The following is a 16,130-nucleotide window of genomic DNA, read 5'->3' as shown; positions in this document are numbered from 1 at the left end:
CTAAATATGTTATTCTGTTTTATGAAGCTTACTATATTGCTGTATCCATTTAGTAATCTCTTCGTCTTTAATATCATATTTGTACATAAGATCTTCTTTTATCTGCTTTAAGTATGTTTCGTTTAATACGCTTTTTTCATATTCAGAAACAACCAATTTTATAAAGCTTTCGGCATACTTTTGTACAGGTTTTTTTATTTCCTTAGGCTTGTTTTCAGTAGTTTCTACTTTATTTTCTTCTTGTTCTACAACAATCTCTTCTTTTTTTGCTACCTTGTTATCAGAAACAGTACCATTACTGGTTGCATATGTAGTTTTTTCGTCTTTATACCATCCTTGAGGAATGTTAGCTAATTGCTTTTCACTAACAATTATAGTTTTAATTTTATTACCAGTAACATCCATACTTTCTAAATTAGGGCAGTTTGAAACGTCTAACGTAGTAAGTTGATTGTAACTTGCATATAAACTTTGAATGTTTGGGTTTTCACCAAGTATTAAAGAGGTTAATTTGTTATAATCACAACTTATGTAAGTTAAATTATGATTTTTGCTAACATCTAAACGTTCAATTTTATTTTCACTACAGTTTAAAAAACTAATAGAAGAGCTTTGTGATAAATCAATTTTAGTAATTTCATTGCCAAAACAATCTAAACGTCTTAAATTAGGAAAACTTTCTAAACCTGTTAAGTCTTTAATTTTAGAATATACATTAGGTAAATTTTTGTTTGTAACAGGGTCATTAACGTTTAAGTTCGTAACATATTCAGCGTCACTAATGGTAATACTTCCATTTAAACCGTTAGAATCAATTTTTAAGTTAATTAAACATTCTTCTAAGCCAATATCAGGAATACGAATTGTTTCTTGTGAGTATATGTTAAATGCCAAAAAGGTTGCAAAACAAGTTGATGTAATTATTTTCATTATTTGTATTTGGGGAAATTTTTGCCAAAATTATGTAATTATATGTTTTTAGCAAATTAAATTTGCCTAGAGTTTTGTAACAATAAAATAACTTTTAAAACTAGTAGTATATTTGTTTGCTGTATTTCTGTAGTATATGATAACCCAACAAACCATTGATAAAGTTTTTGAAAGCGCCCGAGTAGAAGAGGTGATAGGAGAATTCGTTCAGTTAAAAAAATCAGGAAGTAACTTTAAAGGGTTAAGTCCGTTTACAGACGAACGTACTCCTTCGTTTATGGTATCACCTGTAAAACAAATATGGAAAGATTTTAGTACGGGAAAAGGAGGGAATGCAATTTCATTTTTAATGGAACACGAGCATTATACCTATCCAGAAGCAATAAGGTGGTTAGCTAAAAAATACAATATTGAAATTGAAGAAACCGAGCAGTCTGATGAACAAAAACAGCAGATGAATGAGCGAGAAAGTATGTTCCTGGTTTCAAAATTTGCCAAAGACTACTTTCATGATGTATTAATGAATACACAAAACGGAAGAGCAATTGGGCTGTCTTATTTCAAAGAGAGAGGATTTAGAGAAGATACTATTGAAAAGTTTGATTTAGGGTATTGTAAAGACGAATGGGATAATTTTACCAAAGCAGCATTGGACAAAGGGTATGATTTAAAATATCTAAAATCTACAGGTTTAACGATTGTAAAAGAAGGAGGAGTAGAAGATAGAAAGTTCGACCGATTCAAAGGGCGTGTGATGTTTCCTATTCACAGTATGTCTGGTCGTATTTTAGGTTTTGGAGGTAGAATACTTACTAACGATAAAAAGGCCGCAAAATACCTCAATTCTCCTGAGAGTGATATCTATCATAAAAGTAAAATTCTTTACGGTCTATACCAAGCTAAAAAAGAAATAGCGAAAGAAGATAACTGCTTTTTAGTAGAAGGATATACTGATGTAATTTCATTTCATCAATCAGGAATTGAAAATGTCGTAGCCTCTTCTGGTACAGCATTAACACCCGATCAAATTCGTTTGGTAAATCGATTAACACAGAATATAACTGTGCTTTTTGATGGTGATGCAGCTGGAATTAGAGCCTCAATTCGAGGAATAGATTTAATTCTTGAGCAAGGAATGAACGTTAGGGTAGTAGCTTTTCCAGAAGGTGAAGACCCTGATAGTTTTGCTAAAGCGCATTCGAATGCTGAATTAAAACAATATTTAGAAGAAAAATCACAAGACTTTATAGAGTTCAAAGTTTCTTTATTAATGAAAGAAGCAGCGAATGATCCTGTAAAAAAAGCAGGTTTAATTCGAGATATAGTTACAAGTATTTCTAAAATTCCTGATGGTATTCAACGGGAAGTGTATGTGCAAGAGTGTGCACGTATTATGGACATTTCCGAGAGAGTATTATTTAGTGAGTTAGCCCAGTTGTTAAAAAAAGGAGCAACAGCAACGAGAAAGAGTAGTGCAGGGCAAGACCCTAACCAACCACCTTCAGAATACTTTCAAGAGCAAGGACAAGCTTCAATGGAAGCAATAAAAGGAGGAAAAGGGAAGTTGCAACACAATATCAACCAATTAAATATTCTTGAAAAAGAGGTTATTAGAATATTGTTGTTATACGGAAATGAAGTTGTTGATTTTGTAAACTGGGTAGATGCAGTTGATGAAAGAGGGCGTCCATTTTTAGAAAAAGAAGAATATCAAAATACGGTTTCAAATGAGTTGTACTTGAACTTACAAGAAGATGAAATAGAGTTTACCAACGAAATATTTCGATTAACCTACTATGAGTTAATTCATCAATTAAATCAAGATGAAAAAATTAAAGTAGATCATTTGGTAATGCACGAAAATCCACAAATATCTAGTTTAGTAACTAATATTTTGATGGATGAAGAAAAATATAATCTAAGTGATTGGGAACGCAAAGAGGTTTTTGTAACAGAAACCGTTAAAATTCTTCCAAAGTTGGTAACTGATGCTATTTTAAACTTGCGTAGAGTCTTAATTGAAGAAAAAATTAAAGAAATCCTACAAGAAAGCCAAGAGCAAAAAGCAGTGCCTAATCTAGAAGAAATAGGTAATTATACAGGGTTGAAAAAACGTCTTTTTGAAAAATTAAACCGTGTAATCTAAATATCACTTACTAAGAATAAAATTAATAGAAAAGTAAAATTATTTTATTATTTAAATTCTTTAGGAATTTCACATATAGGAATTGGAATCATTTTATGCTGATTAATTCGGTTGAGACGTGTATAAATTTTATATACTTCTAACTCTCTACCAGAAAAGTCATCCACAGTTTTACCAGCATCTTGCATTTCCATTGCCCATTCTAACTCGTCGTATGAAGCTCCTATTTGGTCTTCGTCTGTTCTACTATCACCAAATAAACCATCAGTAGGTTGTGCTTTTTGAATAGAAGAAGGAACATCTAAATATGCGGCCAATTCATATACTTCTGATTTTACTAAGTCAGCAATAGGACTTAAATCTACACCGCCATCACCGTATTTGGTATAAAACCCAACACCAAAATCCTCCACTTTGTTTCCAGTTCCTGCAACTAATAAACCGTGCAACCCAGCAAAATAGTATAAGGTTGTCATACGTAAACGAGCACGAGTGTTTGCTAAAGCTAAATCAACTTTAGGAGAAGACTCTATTGGAGGAACCACCGTTTTAAAATCTTCAAAAGTAGAGGTTAAGTTTACCTCTGCTTCACTCACATTGCTAAAACGTTCTTTTAATTGTTTTATGTGTTCATTAGCTCTGTTTACCTGACTTTTAGCTTGATGAATAGGTAACTCAACACACAACGTAGGTAAACCAGTTTTAGCACACAAAGTAGAGGTAACTGCACTATCAATACCACCAGAAATTCCTACAACAAAACCATTCACTTTTGCATTAGTAGCGTAATCTTTTAACCAATTTATAATGTGTTCAGCAACCTTAGGAGTATTCATTTTTGTGATATTTTAAGAGTTTACAGTTAAGAGGTAAAAACTAATTTAGTAATTTCGACGTTGTAATTTAGAATGTAAATATACTAAAGTTCATGAGAAAAATTTTAGCACTAGTTGCCTTAGTTTTTATAAGTTTTTCATGTAAAAACGAAGAAAGTAATAAGTTAGATGTTGATGTATCTAATATTAGTGTAAATGTCAATTTAGAACGTTTTGATGTTGACTTTTATACAACTAAAACAAACGAGCTTACTAAGACAAAAGAAAAGTACCCGATGCTTTTCCCTCCACAACCTGATAGTGTTTGGATAAATAAGATTAATAATAAAGATGAGCAAGAATTATTTGTTGAAACTCAAAAGGTTTTTTCTGATGTCGAAGAAGAAAAGGAGCAGTTAATATCATTATTTAAACATGTAAAATATTATAATCCAAGGTTTGTTAGTCCGAAAGTGATTACCATACTAACAAATATTGATTATAATAACAGAATTGTATATACGGATAGTTTGTTGTTGGTTTCTTTAGATGCTTATTTAGGTGAAAAACATGAGTTTTATAATGATTATCCAGCTTATGTAAAACAAAATAATACTAAAAAGCACATCGTAGTTGACGTTGCCAAGGCTATAGTAGGTAAACAAATGCTACCTAGTATGGCAAGGAGTTTCATAGATAAAATGATTTATCGAGGAAAAAAAATGTATTTGCTAGATGCTTATTTACCTAACGTAGCCGATGCTGTAAAAATAGGGTATTCACAAAAAAAACTAGAGTGGGCAGAGAGTAATGAAGAACAAATATGGATGTATTTTATAGAAAAAGATTTGTTGTACAGTACTAGTAAAGATGTAGATAAACGCTTTTTAGATTTAGCTCCTTTTTCTAAGTTTTATATGGAAGAAGATAGTCAATCTCCAGGAAGAATAGGAGAGTGGATTGGTTGGCAAATCGTACGTTCGTACATGCAAAAGAATGATGTATCTTTGCATCAATTATTACAAACAAGTGAAGAGGAAATCTTCAAAAACTCAAGATATAAACCAAAAAGATAATGGCGATAGAGCATACATCAAAAATAACATTTAAAGTAGGGTTAGACGAAAATAGAATTCCAGAAGAAATTACTTGGAATGCAGAAGACGGAGGTATAAAAGATGAAGCTTCAAAAGCAATTATGCTATCTGTTTGGGATCATAAACAAAAAGATACGTTACGTATGGATTTATGGACTAAAGATATGCCTGTAGATGAAATGAAGCAGTTTTTTCATCAAACCTTAGTGTCTATGGCAAACTCTTTTGAAAGAGCTACAAATGATGAAAAAATGAGTGCTACCATGCGCGATTTTTGCGACTACTTTGCTGAAAAGCTAGAGTTAATTCAGAAATAAAAAAAGCAGCTTTAAAAGCTGCTTTTTTTTATGCGTTGTAATTTTTTATCTTATTAATAATTGTTTCATAATCATTAGAGTTGTTTACAAAATCTAAATCAGAAACATCAACAATTAGAATATTTAAATCAGGTTGTGTTTTAATGAAATTACTGTAACCATCATGGATTTTTTGTAAGTAACTTGCTTCTATATTTTGTTCGTAATCGCGCCCGCGTTTTTTAATGTTTTCTAACAAACGCTCTGTATTTTGATATAAGTACACATACAAATCAGGCTTTGTGATTTCTTTGTACATTAAATCAAACATTTTTCTATACAATTTATACTCATCACTATGTAAAGTAATTTGGGCAAAAATAAGTGATTTAAAAATGTAGTAATCTGAAACAATAAAATTTTTAAATAAATCGAACTGTGCTAAATCATCAGAAAGCTGTTGGTAACGATCTGCTAAAAAACTCATTTCTAAAGGAAAAGCATAGCGTTCATTGTCGTTATAAAACTTTGGTAAAAACGGATTGTCCGCAAAACGTTCTAAGACAATTTTTGCATTAAATTCATCAGACATCATATTGGCTAATGATGTTTTTCCGGCACCAATATTACCTTCAATAGCTATATAATTATACTTTTCGGTAATAGGAATTGGCCTTTCTAATTTTACATCTAACTTGATAATTTCAGAAGTGTCTGCGCAGTTTTCTAAACAAATGTATAAATGCTTTTTTTCAATTGGATGAATAACATTACGAGCAATTTGAACCAAAGGAACTAAAGCAAATTTACGATCTAACATTCGTGGATGTGGAACAATTAAGGTTTTTGAAAATATAATTTCATCATCAAATAATAAAATATCCAAATCAATCAATCTGTCAGAATATTCTTCAGCATTTTTTCTAGTTCTTCCAAGCTCTTTCTCGATAGAGAGTAACCTAAGTATTAATTGTTCAGGAGGTAAATATGTTGAAACTTTAATACAAGTGTTGTAAAAATTATTACTGTCAAATCCCCATGAAGCAGTTTCGTATACAGATGCTACTTTTAACACAGCACCTACTTTATCTGCAATTAAGTTAATTGCTTTCTGAATGTTAGCTAGCTTATCTCCTTGGTTGGTTCCTATAGAAATGTATGTGATTCGTTGTATTTTCATGAATGGGATGCAAAGAAAACTAAAACTAAAAAAAGAAAGGCTAAAAAAAGATTTTTATTTAAATAAATTTTTCAAAAAAAAAGTAGGGTATTTTATTTTTCAACTGTTGTAGTAATGGATTTCTTTATAGAGTAAGATTTTTATATGATTATTGGGGAATGATCTGAAATAACTCTAAAGTTAAAGGCTGCTAATTTTAGCAGCCTTTCTTTATTTAAAGAGGTGTATAAAAACAAAAAGCAACCTTATAAGGTTGCTTTTTTATATCTAAAGAATTTTATGATTCTTTTTTATCCTGTCTAGGTTTTCTATCGTCACGACGATTATCGCGATTACGATTATCTCTTCCTTTGTTGTTATCTCTAGGTGGTCTTGCTACATAACCTTCTGGTTTAGGTAATAAGGCTTTACGAGATACTTTTTCTTTACGTGTTTTTGGGTCAATTCCGAAGTATTTTACATCTAAAATATCTCCTAAATTAACAACGTCAGTTACATTGTTTGTACGTTCCCAAGCTAATTCGCTAACGTGTAGTAAAACTTCATTTCCTGGAGCTTCAGTATATTCTACAACAGCACCAAAATCTAATAACTTCACTACTTTTACTTCATATACAGAACCTTTTTCAGGTTTAAACATCATTGAATCGATGCGAGCGATAACCTTATCAATTCCTTCTTGGTTTGTTCCTAAAATCTCAACGATACCTTCTTCAGTAACAGGGTCTTCGTTAATAACAATCGTAGTTTCTGTTTCTTTTTGTAACTCTTGGATATGTTTTCCACCCGGACCAATAAATGCTCCAATTAAGTCGTTAGGAATTACTCTATTTACCATTTTAGGTGCATGAGATTTAACATCATCATTTGGAGTAGCGATAGTATCCGTTAATTTTTCTAAGATATGTAAACGACCATCACGAGCTTGTTTTAAAGCTTTTACTAAGATTTCATATGACAATCCTTTAATCTTAATATCCATTTGACAAGCTGTAATACCATCAGCAGTACCAGTTACTTTAAAGTCCATGTCTCCCAAATGATCTTCATCTCCTAAAATATCAGATAAAACAGCATAACGATCACCATCAGAAATTAACCCCATTGCAATACCAGAAACTGGTTTTTTCATTTGAACCCCTGCGTCCATCAGTGCCATTGTACCCGAACAAACAGTAGCCATTGAAGAAGAACCATTAGATTCTAATACTTCAGATACTATACGAACTGTATAAGGGCAATCTTCAGGAATCATTCCTTTTAAAGCTCTTTGAGCTAGGTTACCATGACCAATTTCACGGCGAGAAGTTCCTCTTAAAGGGCGTGCTTCTCCAGTTGAAAAAGGAGGGAAGTTATAGTGTAAGTAGAATTTCTCTTCTCCTTGCATTGTTGGAGAATCTACCATGTTTGCATCTCTAGAAGTACCTAAAGTTACTGTAGCTAATGCTTGAGTTTCTCCACGTGTAAAGATTGATGAACCATGAGTTCTTGGTAAGTAATCTACCTCACACCAAATAGGTCTAATATCAGTAGTGGTACGTCCGTCTAAACGTAAACCTTCATTTAAAGTTAAATCTCTAACAGCAGCTTTGTGTGCTTTACTAAAATATTTTCCTACTAAATCACCGTATTCTTCTAATTCTTCTTCGGTGAACATTGCAATAACCTCTTCTTTAACTTCAGAAAAAGCTAATCCTCTTTCTTGTTTAGAAGTTCCTTTTTTAGCAATGTCATAACATTTTTGGTAAGCTGCATCATGAATTTTTTGTGCTAACTCTTCGTCTTCAGCTTCTCCTTCATACTCACGAGTTTCTTTTTTACCAAAAGCTTCTGCCAATGCTACCTGAGCATCACATTGTACTTTAATAGCTTCGTGTGCCACACGGATTGCTTCTGCCATTTCTTCTTCAGAAACTTCATCCATTTCTCCTTCAACCATTGCAACAAAGTCATTAGAAGCTCCAACCATTAAGTCGATATCCGCTTCAGCTAATTGAGTAGCACTAGGGTTGATAATGAATTCACCATTAATACGCGCAACACGTACTTCCGAAATTGGTGCTTCAAAAGGGATGTCTGATAATTGAATTGCCGCAGAGGCAGCTAAACCAGCTAAGGCATCTGGCATTACTTCTTCATCATGAGACATTAATTGAATCATTACCTGAGTTTCTGCGTGGTAATCTTTTGGGAATAGTGGACGCAATACACGGTCTACTAAACGCATTGTTAAAATCTCCTCATTTGAAGGACGTGCTTCACGCTTCATAAATCCACCAGGGTAACGACCTGCAGCTGCAAATTTTTCACGGTAATCTACCGTTAATGGTAAAAAGTCAATACCTGGATTTGCAGTTCTTGCTGATACAACTGTTGCTAATAACATTGTATCTCCCATTCTTACAACAACAGAACCATCTGCTTGTTTTGCTAATTTTCCTGTTTCTAATGTGATGGTTCTTCCATCTCCAAGTTCTATTACTTGGTTAAATACTTTTGGAATCATAAATTAATTCTTCTAAATTTTAATTCGTTTTTGTTTGTTGTTGTGTTGTTGTTGCTCCAATGGAAAATCAAAATTGTTGTTAGTAATTTTGAGCTTTTTATATATAAATTTCTGTTTGTTAGTCAGAAATAAACTTTATGTAAAAATAAAAAAGAGGCACGTTTATAGAGCCTCTTTTCTTGTAGAATTATTTTCTAATTCCTAATTCTTTAATAATCGCACGATATCTATTAATCTCTTTTTTCTTTAGATAATCTAATAAGCTTCTACGCTTACCTACCATACGTACTAACGAGCGTTCTGTGTTAAAATCTTTACGATTTTTCTTTAAGTGCTCAGTTAAGTGGTTAATTCTGTGCGTAAATAACGCGATTTGACCTTCTGCAGTACCAGTATCATTTGCTCCTTTACCGTGTTTTGCGAAGATTTGTTCTTTAACTTCTTTTGTTAAATACATGCCAATATTATTTAAATGATTATTATGTACTCAATGCATTTACATTGAAGATGCAAATGTACGATTATTTTTTTGAATGGTAACGAAAAAGTTAGAAAGCAAAAAAGCTAGCAATCGCTAGCTTTTTTGTTATGCTCTTACAGGTTGATTTTGTATTAAATCTAAATACAAGTTTACCTGTTTTTTTAAGTCTTTTCGTTCGTAAATACCATCTAAGAAACCGTGTTCTAATAAAAATTCTGAACGTTGGAAGCCTTCTGGTAAATCTTTACCAGTAGTATCTTTTACTACACGAGGTCCTGCAAATCCAATTAAAGCATTTGGTTCAGCAATGTTTATGTCTCCTAACATGGCAAATGAAGCTGTGGTTCCTCCAGTAGTTGGATCGGTACATAAAGATATGTATGGAATTTTAGCCTCTGCTAATTGCGCTAGCTTTGCAGAAGTTTTAGCTAATTGCATTAAAGAAAGTAAAGCCTCTTGCATACGAGCTCCTCCTGATTTAGAAATCATTAAAAAAGGAATATTGTTTTTGATAGAATAATCAATAGCTCTTGCTATTTTTTCACCAACAACACTTCCCATAGATCCACCAATAAAAGCAAAATCCATTGAAGCAATTACTAAATCTTTTCCCATTGATTTACCAACAGCAGCACGAGCAGCATCTTTTAATCCTGTTTTCTTCTGAGCAGCTTTTAGTTTTTCAGGGTACTTTTTAGTATCCTCAAATTTTAATGGGTCTTTAGCAGATAATTTTGGATCAAGTTCTGTGAACTTATTATCGTCAAAAAATATTTCAAAATATTCTTTACTCCCTATACGTACATGATATCCATCTTCTGGACTTACGTATAAATTTTTTTTAAGTTCGTCTGTGTCAATTATCTTTCCGCTTGGGGTTTTATACCACAAGCCTTTTGGTGTGTCTTTCTTTTCTTCTGTTGGGGTTTGAATCCCTTTGTCTGTACGTTTAAACCAAGCCATAATTTAGTTTTTTAATCTTTAGTTGTTTGGTTTTTCTTTTTTCAAAGAATTTTATAATGTGTTTACATTATTTAGGTCTTCAAAAGCTTTCTTTAATCTAGCTTTAAAAGTTTGTTCTCCTTCACGTAACCATTTACGAGGGTCATAATGTTTTTTGTTAGGAATATCATCTCCTTCAGGGTTACCGATTTGAGATTGCAAATATGCAGATTTTTCTTTCATATAATCACGAACACCTTCGGTAAATGCATATTGCAAATCAGTATCGATATTCATTTTTATAACTCCGTAACTAATTGCTTCACGAATTTCTTCTAAAGTAGAACCAGATCCTCCGTGGAAAACAAAGTCGATTGTGTTATGAGGAACGTTATATTTTTCTGAAATATGTTCTTGTGAGTTCTTTAAAATTTTTGGAGTTAATTTTACGTTTCCTGGTTTATATACTCCGTGAACATTTCCGAAGGCAGCAGCAATAGTAAATTGTGGACTAACTTTCATTAATTCTTCATAAGCATAGGCTACTTCTTCTGGTTGTGTGTATAATTTAGAGCTATCAACATCTGTATTATCAACCCCGTCTTCTTCACCTCCAGTAATTCCTAATTCAATTTCTAAAGTCATTCCCATTTTACTCATACGAGCAAGATATTCTTTACAAATTTCAATATTTTCTTCTATTGGTTCTTCACTTAAATCAATCATGTGAGAACTGTATAGAGGTTTTCCTGTTTCTTTATAAAATTGCTCACTAGCATCTAGTAAACCATCAATCCAAGGTAATAATTTTTTTGCAGCATGATCGGTATGTAAAATAACAGGAATACCATATGCCTCTGCTAATAAGTGTATATGTTTAGCACCAGCTACTGCACCAGCAATAGCAGCTTTTTCATTATCATTTGATAAGCCTTTACCTGCATTGAATTGAGCACCTCCATTAGAGAACTGGATTATTACAGGCGAGTTAAGTTCTTTAGCTGTTTCTAAAACCGTATTAATAGTGTTTGATCCTACAACATTAACAGCTGGTAAAGCAAAACCTTTTTGTTTTGCTAATTTAAAAATTGCTTGAACTTCTTTTCCGGTGGCAACTCCAGGTTTAATCATTTTTTATTTTGTTTAGTAGTGTGTTACTTAGTTTAAGGAACAAATCTACACTTTTTTATACAAGTTGCGATAAATTTTTATTAGAAAGTACTTTGTTAAAAGGGGTAATTAATACCTATATTTAGCACAGAGTTAGAGAAATTGAAGTTTTGGAACCACTTATTATTAGTTAAATATGGTTCATGTGCTTTGAATCCTAAATCCAATCTTGCAATTAAAAATTTAAAGTCGTAACGAAGCCCGAAACCAGCACCAACAGCCATATCTTTTAACGATTTAAAACCGTTAAATTTAGCTGGATCATCAACAAATTCTGTGTTGGTTATATCCCAAATGTTTCCTGCATCAATAAATAAAGCAGACTTTAAAGAACCAAAAACGTTAAAACGGTATTCAAAGCTAGTTAAAAATTTTAAGCTACCAATGTTGTATTCAAGAAGAGGTGCTCTAGTACCAGGACCCAAATCGTAGGTTCTCCATGCACGTATGTCGTTAGAACCTCCTGCAAAATAACTACGAGAAAAAGGAACGCCAGAATTATCATAAGTAAAAATAGCTCCAAGAAAAGTTCTGTGCGCTAAAACATTGTTATCACCTAAATCCCAATATTTTTTATACTCAATATCTGTTTTAAAATATTGAGCAATAGGAATTTTAAAAACAGTTTTTTGTCCAGAACTGTTGGTCTTATTTGATAAAAGTCCCATAATATTTCCTGAGTTAGCAACTCTAAACTTAAAAAAAGAAAAGCTAGCATCTTTAATACTTTCTTGATTATTATAGGTATAGCTATAGGCAATTTCTGGAATTAAAAAGTCGGATGTTACAATATTATATCTGTTAGCAAGGTTTAAGACGTTTTGAAACTCAATTGGGTTTGATGCTGCAAAATTAGCATCGGTAAGAACGCCTGAAATGAAATTAATTATTTCACCTGAGTTACTAGGGGTATTGTCTGGAAACGTATATGAAGGATCATAAATTTCAGCGACTTCAGATAATTTTCGATATTCAGAATTATATATAGAAAAATAATTATCAACATTTAGATTTCTAATATATTGAGTATTTAATAGTTCTAATTGAATGGATTTTCTTTTGTTATAGTCCCATTTGTAATCTATACCAATAGATATATTTTGTTTATCCAATCCTATGTTTTTTTGAATTCCTATTCCTGAGTAAAACTTAGTTCTAGGAAACATTCTTTTTGGAACCAATTTATGCAATCCGAAAGGAGCCATAAATCGAGGAACTTCTAGTGAAATATCCGAACCAATTTCCCAACCGGGTCCATTATTGGAGTTAAAATAAGAACCAAAAGTAGAGAGTTTAAAAAGCTCAGCACCTTTAAATGTATTTCTATTAGTTAATGAAAACTTTAAAGAAACATCAAAGTTACGAATGTTGGAACGTGATAATTCTGTTTCAAAACCTAAAGTGTATTTTTCTATAGGGGTTAAATATACATTGGCTTCCAGTTCGTTTTCGCTTAATTCATTATATCGAATAGAGGTTGCTTTGAAGTTTTTTAACCCTCTTAAATGTGTACGTGTTAAATTTCTTAGTGAGTCACTATAAACGGTATTTGGTTTTATGAATAAAGATTGAGATAAGTACTTAGGATTGTATTTTAGTTTTCGAAGTGCGTAAAAATTAATTCCATTATAACTTACACTGTCTTTATGCTTAGAGTTTCTAGTGCTATAATTATAGTCGGTATAAACGTTTACTTTTCTTAATTTCTGAATTTGAAAAGGAATAGTTTTATCAGAAATATTGATATCTACATCGGTTTTTTCATAATTTTTTAAAGTGTCATTTTCAAAGGAGATATAATTTTCATTAAATTGATATATTCCTTTATTCCTAAAAAGTTTTACAAGTCGATTCGCTTCCTTTATAAAGTTGTCATTCTTATAATGATCTCCAGGTTTTAGATAGCTTTTCTTTTTTGTAAGTTGATATAAAGAATCAAGAACTGGAGATGTAATAAAAGTTTTAATACTATCTAAATAAGAAGGATTCCCTTTGGTAATATGGTAGCTAATTTCTCCTTTTTTCTTACCAATAGTATCTTTTTTAGAGAAAACTTTAGCTCTAAAATATCCTTCAGTTTGAAAGTAAGCTTTTAAGTTATCTACAGTTTTATCTGTTTTTTTATCGTCAATAATAATTGGGGGTTCCCCACTAGTTAAAAACCAATTATTAAAACCAATAAGTGTTTTAGCTACAGCTATACTTTGCTTTTCTGAAAATACATCTTTGTAAAAATTATAGGTTTTTGGATTTTTTTTAGCCCATTCACTAGGTGTTTTTGGAGCTTCGGGATTTCCTAAATTATAAAAATGTAATGATAATGGTATACCCAAAGCCTTAGCGTTAGGGCGTTGTAATAATAATTCAGCAATATTATCACTAGAGTTTTTTACACTATCAATATATACTGTGTTTTTAGCTAGTAATAACTCATTTTTTTTAACATATTTAATTGTGCTACATGAGCTGAATAAGCCTACTAATAAAAAGAAGAAAGAAAGTTTTTTCATTAACTTTACGCCTCGTATTAAGAATCAAAAATACTATTTTTTAGTGGTTTTAGAGTGTTAAAAATAATTTAATGAATTTATCTAAAAACAACATAAAGTTAATAACTAGTTTACAGCAAAAAAAGTATAGACAAAAGCATCAATTATTTGTAGGAGAAGGTGTAAAGGTGGTTAATGAATTACTAGCGTCTTCTTTGGTAGTAGAACAATTATATACTACAGAAGAGTCATTTATTTCTTCAAAAAATGTAGAGGTTATTTTGATTTCTGAAAACGAGTTAAAAAAGATTAGTACTTTAAAAACACCAAACAAAGTTTTAGGAATTTTTAAAATTCCAAACAAAAAAGAGGTTAATAAGGGCAATTTTATAGTTGCTTTAGATGGTATTAATGACCCAGGAAATCTAGGAACAATTATTCGTTTGTGTGATTGGTTTGGGATTTCTGAGTTGGTATGTTCTAAAAATACGGTTGATTGTTATAATCAAAAAGTGGTACAGTCTACCATGGGATCGTTAACTAGAGTTCAGGTTTCATATGTTGATTTGCCTAAGTTTTTAAAGAGTACTCCATTGCCTGTTTATACAGCAGATATGCATGGTGATAATGTTTATACTACTCCATTACCTCAAAAAGCAGTTTTAGTAATGGGAAATGAGGCAAATGGAATTTCTCTTGAAGTTGCTGATATTGTAAAAAACACTGTAACCATCCCAAGGTTTGGCGATTTACAAAAAACGGAGAGTTTAAATGTTGCCACTGCTACAGCTATATTATTAAGTGAGTTTAAAAGAAACTTGATTTAATATGATTGATTAGCTAATGCTTTATTTTTCTTAGAGAAAGCTTCCAATTCTTTTTTGTAAGGAGTGTAAGTGCTTTGAGCAAAAGTTGAAAGGTAATTTGTAATTTCTATAGGTTTTATTGGTTGGATGTTCTCTTTTTTATGTAGCTCTGGATAACATGATATAAAGAACTTTTGTATGTGAGCAATAAGCTTAATTAAATCATTACAGTAAACAGAAGGGTTATTGAAACCATTTTTTTTGCTATAACGATGAACCAATCTACCTCCTTTACAAATTTCATTTAATGGACATTCTAAGCATTGTGTACAAAGCTTTGTGTTAAAATCATTAAAATATAATTTACCTAAAGAGGTATGTTGTATGTCTTGAAAATTGTTCTTTTTAATATTAAGACCTGTTTTAGTAAAACCGTGACCGCAAGCTTTAAGAGAATCAATAGCCTCGATTTCTCCATTTGTTTCGATAACCAAAACGGTTGATTCGTTTTTTGCTTTTTCATTAATTCTCATTAGAGAGTTTAACAAGCCTAAAAATAATGGGATTTTAAATCGCTTTGTATCTTTAATCCAAATATCAAATAAATTAATTAACCAATCGGCCATTAAGGTTTTGTCTTTATCGAAGGGAAAATTGTCATGTGTGTAATCAGGAATTAAAAAGTTTACATAGCTAACATTCATTTTTTTAAAACTATCGTAAATTTCTTTTGGGCTTTCTTCAATATTAATAACACAAGCTATGTCAGCAAAATTCATTTCATTTTTTAATAACTTGACACTTTCAAAAACTGTGTCGTAGCTGCCATTTCCTTTATGGTCTACTCTATACATATCGTGTGCCTTTTTAGTTCCGTCAACGCTTACACTAGGGTAAATGTTCAAGCTTTTGAATAGCTGTATCCAACTTTTATCTAAAAGAACACCGTTTGTTTGCAAGTCAAAAGAAAAAGATACATCGGTTAGTTCTTGTTGTACTTTGTGCACTTTATTTATAAAATTAATATAAAAATCTTTAGAAGCGAGTAGAGGTTCGCCTCCATGGAAAATAAAGGAAAATTCTTTTTTATTATACTTTTTTATATAATTTTTAGTCTTTTCAATAATATTATCAACAACTTCTGAAGACATGAATTTAGGTTGGTTTTTATAGGTAGTGTCTCCAAGATTATACATAAAACAGTATGAACAATTAAGATTACATCTACTAGCAATTTTTATAGCTAAAGAATTAAAATTCATAATTAGAAAA

At 31.4% G+C, this 16,130-nt stretch carries 13 protein-coding genes; 4 read left to right on the top strand and 9 right to left on the bottom strand.

Annotated features, from left to right (window positions below):
* Positions 1-9: 9 nt before the first annotated feature.
* Positions 10-930: a leucine-rich repeat domain-containing protein gene (locus ACXIHB_RS07565; protein WP_349264545.1), complete on the bottom strand. Its 921-nt coding sequence runs from the start codon at positions 928-930 to the stop codon at positions 10-12.
* A 136-nt stretch (positions 931-1,066) separates the two neighbouring features.
* Here ACXIHB_RS07565 and dnaG point away from each other — a divergent pair, with 136 nt between their 5' ends.
* Positions 1,067-3,076, top strand: coding sequence for a DNA primase (gene dnaG, locus ACXIHB_RS07560; protein ID WP_349264544.1), 2,010 nt, complete (start codon positions 1,067-1,069; stop codon positions 3,074-3,076).
* 47 nt (positions 3,077-3,123) lie between these two features.
* Here the strand turns inward: dnaG and nadE are convergent, their stop codons facing one another.
* Positions 3,124-3,912 (bottom strand): NAD(+) synthase, encoded by a 789-nt coding sequence (nadE, locus tag ACXIHB_RS07555; protein ID WP_047788616.1) that lies wholly within the window; start codon positions 3,910-3,912, stop codon positions 3,124-3,126.
* Between the two features lie 92 nt (positions 3,913-4,004).
* Here nadE and gldB point away from each other — a divergent pair, with 92 nt between their 5' ends.
* Both gldB and gldC read left to right on the top strand, forming a co-directional pair.
* Positions 4,005-4,967: a gliding motility lipoprotein GldB gene (gene gldB / locus ACXIHB_RS07550; RefSeq protein ID WP_462099305.1), complete on the top strand. Its 963-nt coding sequence runs from the start codon at positions 4,005-4,007 to the stop codon at positions 4,965-4,967.
* The gene (gldC, locus tag ACXIHB_RS07545) at positions 4,967-5,305 is read left to right on the top strand and encodes a gliding motility protein GldC (protein ID WP_047788614.1); all 339 of its coding nucleotides are present in this window, start codon (positions 4,967-4,969) and stop codon (positions 5,303-5,305) included. Before gldB ends, gldC begins: the two co-directional genes overlap by 1 nt.
* A gap of 28 nt (positions 5,306-5,333) precedes the next feature.
* On the opposite strand, the gene folK is transcribed toward gldC, so the two are convergent.
* The 6 genes from folK to tamL form a co-directional block, all read right to left on the bottom strand.
* Positions 5,334-6,464, bottom strand: a complete 1,131-nt coding sequence (gene folK / locus ACXIHB_RS07540; RefSeq protein WP_462099304.1) for a 2-amino-4-hydroxy-6-hydroxymethyldihydropteridine diphosphokinase — start codon at positions 6,462-6,464, stop codon at positions 5,334-5,336.
* Positions 6,465-6,741: 277 nt separating this feature from the next.
* On the bottom strand, positions 6,742-8,970 hold the full coding sequence (locus tag ACXIHB_RS07535) for a polyribonucleotide nucleotidyltransferase (protein ID WP_047788612.1): 2,229 nt from the start codon (positions 8,968-8,970) through the stop codon (positions 6,742-6,744).
* 187 nt (positions 8,971-9,157) lie between these two features.
* Positions 9,158-9,427 (bottom strand): 30S ribosomal protein S15, encoded by a 270-nt coding sequence (rpsO, locus tag ACXIHB_RS07530; RefSeq protein ID WP_047788611.1) that lies wholly within the window; start codon positions 9,425-9,427, stop codon positions 9,158-9,160.
* A gap of 129 nt (positions 9,428-9,556) precedes the next feature.
* The gene (accD, locus tag ACXIHB_RS07525; protein ID WP_047788610.1) at positions 9,557-10,414 is read right to left on the bottom strand and encodes an acetyl-CoA carboxylase, carboxyltransferase subunit beta; all 858 of its coding nucleotides are present in this window, start codon (positions 10,412-10,414) and stop codon (positions 9,557-9,559) included.
* 51 nt (positions 10,415-10,465) lie between these two features.
* The gene (gene fbaA, locus ACXIHB_RS07520; protein ID WP_047788609.1) at positions 10,466-11,524 is read right to left on the bottom strand and encodes a class II fructose-bisphosphate aldolase; all 1,059 of its coding nucleotides are present in this window, start codon (positions 11,522-11,524) and stop codon (positions 10,466-10,468) included.
* A 95-nt stretch (positions 11,525-11,619) separates the two neighbouring features.
* Complete coding sequence (gene tamL, locus ACXIHB_RS07515; RefSeq protein ID WP_159493299.1) at positions 11,620-14,073, bottom strand: translocation and assembly module lipoprotein TamL; 2,454 nt, start codon at positions 14,071-14,073, stop codon at positions 11,620-11,622.
* A 71-nt stretch (positions 14,074-14,144) separates the two neighbouring features.
* On the opposite strand from tamL, the gene ACXIHB_RS07510 reads away from it, so the two are divergent.
* Entirely contained in the window at positions 14,145-14,879 is a 735-nt protein-coding gene (locus ACXIHB_RS07510) for a TrmH family RNA methyltransferase (protein ID WP_349264539.1), read from the top strand.
* Here ACXIHB_RS07510 and ACXIHB_RS07505 read toward each other — a convergent pair.
* The gene (locus tag ACXIHB_RS07505) at positions 14,876-16,120 is read right to left on the bottom strand and encodes a radical SAM protein (protein WP_462099303.1); all 1,245 of its coding nucleotides are present in this window, start codon (positions 16,118-16,120) and stop codon (positions 14,876-14,878) included. The two genes, ACXIHB_RS07510 and ACXIHB_RS07505, sit on opposite strands and share 4 nt — an antisense overlap.
* Between the last annotated feature and the right edge of the window lie 10 nt (positions 16,121-16,130).

The sequence above is a fragment of the Tenacibaculum sp. IMCC1 genome (assembly GCF_054906355.1).
The sequence above is the reverse complement of the archived record's forward strand: the minus strand, read 5'-3'. Positions and strand labels throughout refer to the sequence as shown.

Coding starts and splice junctions, on each gene's coding strand:
- fbaA (WP_047788609.1), bottom strand. CDS start 11,524: ATGATTAAACCTGGAGTTGCCACCGGAAAAGAAGTTCAAGCAATTTTT.
- gldB (WP_462099305.1), top strand. CDS start 4,005: ATGAGAAAAATTTTAGCACTAGTTGCCTTAGTTTTTATAAGTTTTTCA.
- ACXIHB_RS07565 (WP_349264545.1), bottom strand. CDS start 930: ATGAAAATAATTACATCAACTTGTTTTGCAACCTTTTTGGCATTTAAC.
- tamL (WP_159493299.1), bottom strand. CDS start 14,073: ATGAAAAAACTTTCTTTCTTCTTTTTATTAGTAGGCTTATTCAGCTCA.
- ACXIHB_RS07510 (WP_349264539.1), top strand. CDS start 14,145: ATGAATTTATCTAAAAACAACATAAAGTTAATAACTAGTTTACAGCAA.
- ACXIHB_RS07535 (WP_047788612.1), bottom strand. CDS start 8,970: ATGATTCCAAAAGTATTTAACCAAGTAATAGAACTTGGAGATGGAAGA.
- folK (WP_462099304.1), bottom strand. CDS start 6,464: ATGAAAATACAACGAATCACATACATTTCTATAGGAACCAACCAAGGA.
- accD (WP_047788610.1), bottom strand. CDS start 10,414: ATGGCTTGGTTTAAACGTACAGACAAAGGGATTCAAACCCCAACAGAA.
- dnaG (WP_349264544.1), top strand. CDS start 1,067: ATGATAACCCAACAAACCATTGATAAAGTTTTTGAAAGCGCCCGAGTA.
- nadE (WP_047788616.1), bottom strand. CDS start 3,912: ATGAATACTCCTAAGGTTGCTGAACACATTATAAATTGGTTAAAAGAT.
- ACXIHB_RS07505 (WP_462099303.1), bottom strand. CDS start 16,120: ATGAATTTTAATTCTTTAGCTATAAAAATTGCTAGTAGATGTAATCTT.
- rpsO (WP_047788611.1), bottom strand. CDS start 9,427: ATGTATTTAACAAAAGAAGTTAAAGAACAAATCTTCGCAAAACACGGT.
- gldC (WP_047788614.1), top strand. CDS start 4,967: ATGGCGATAGAGCATACATCAAAAATAACATTTAAAGTAGGGTTAGAC.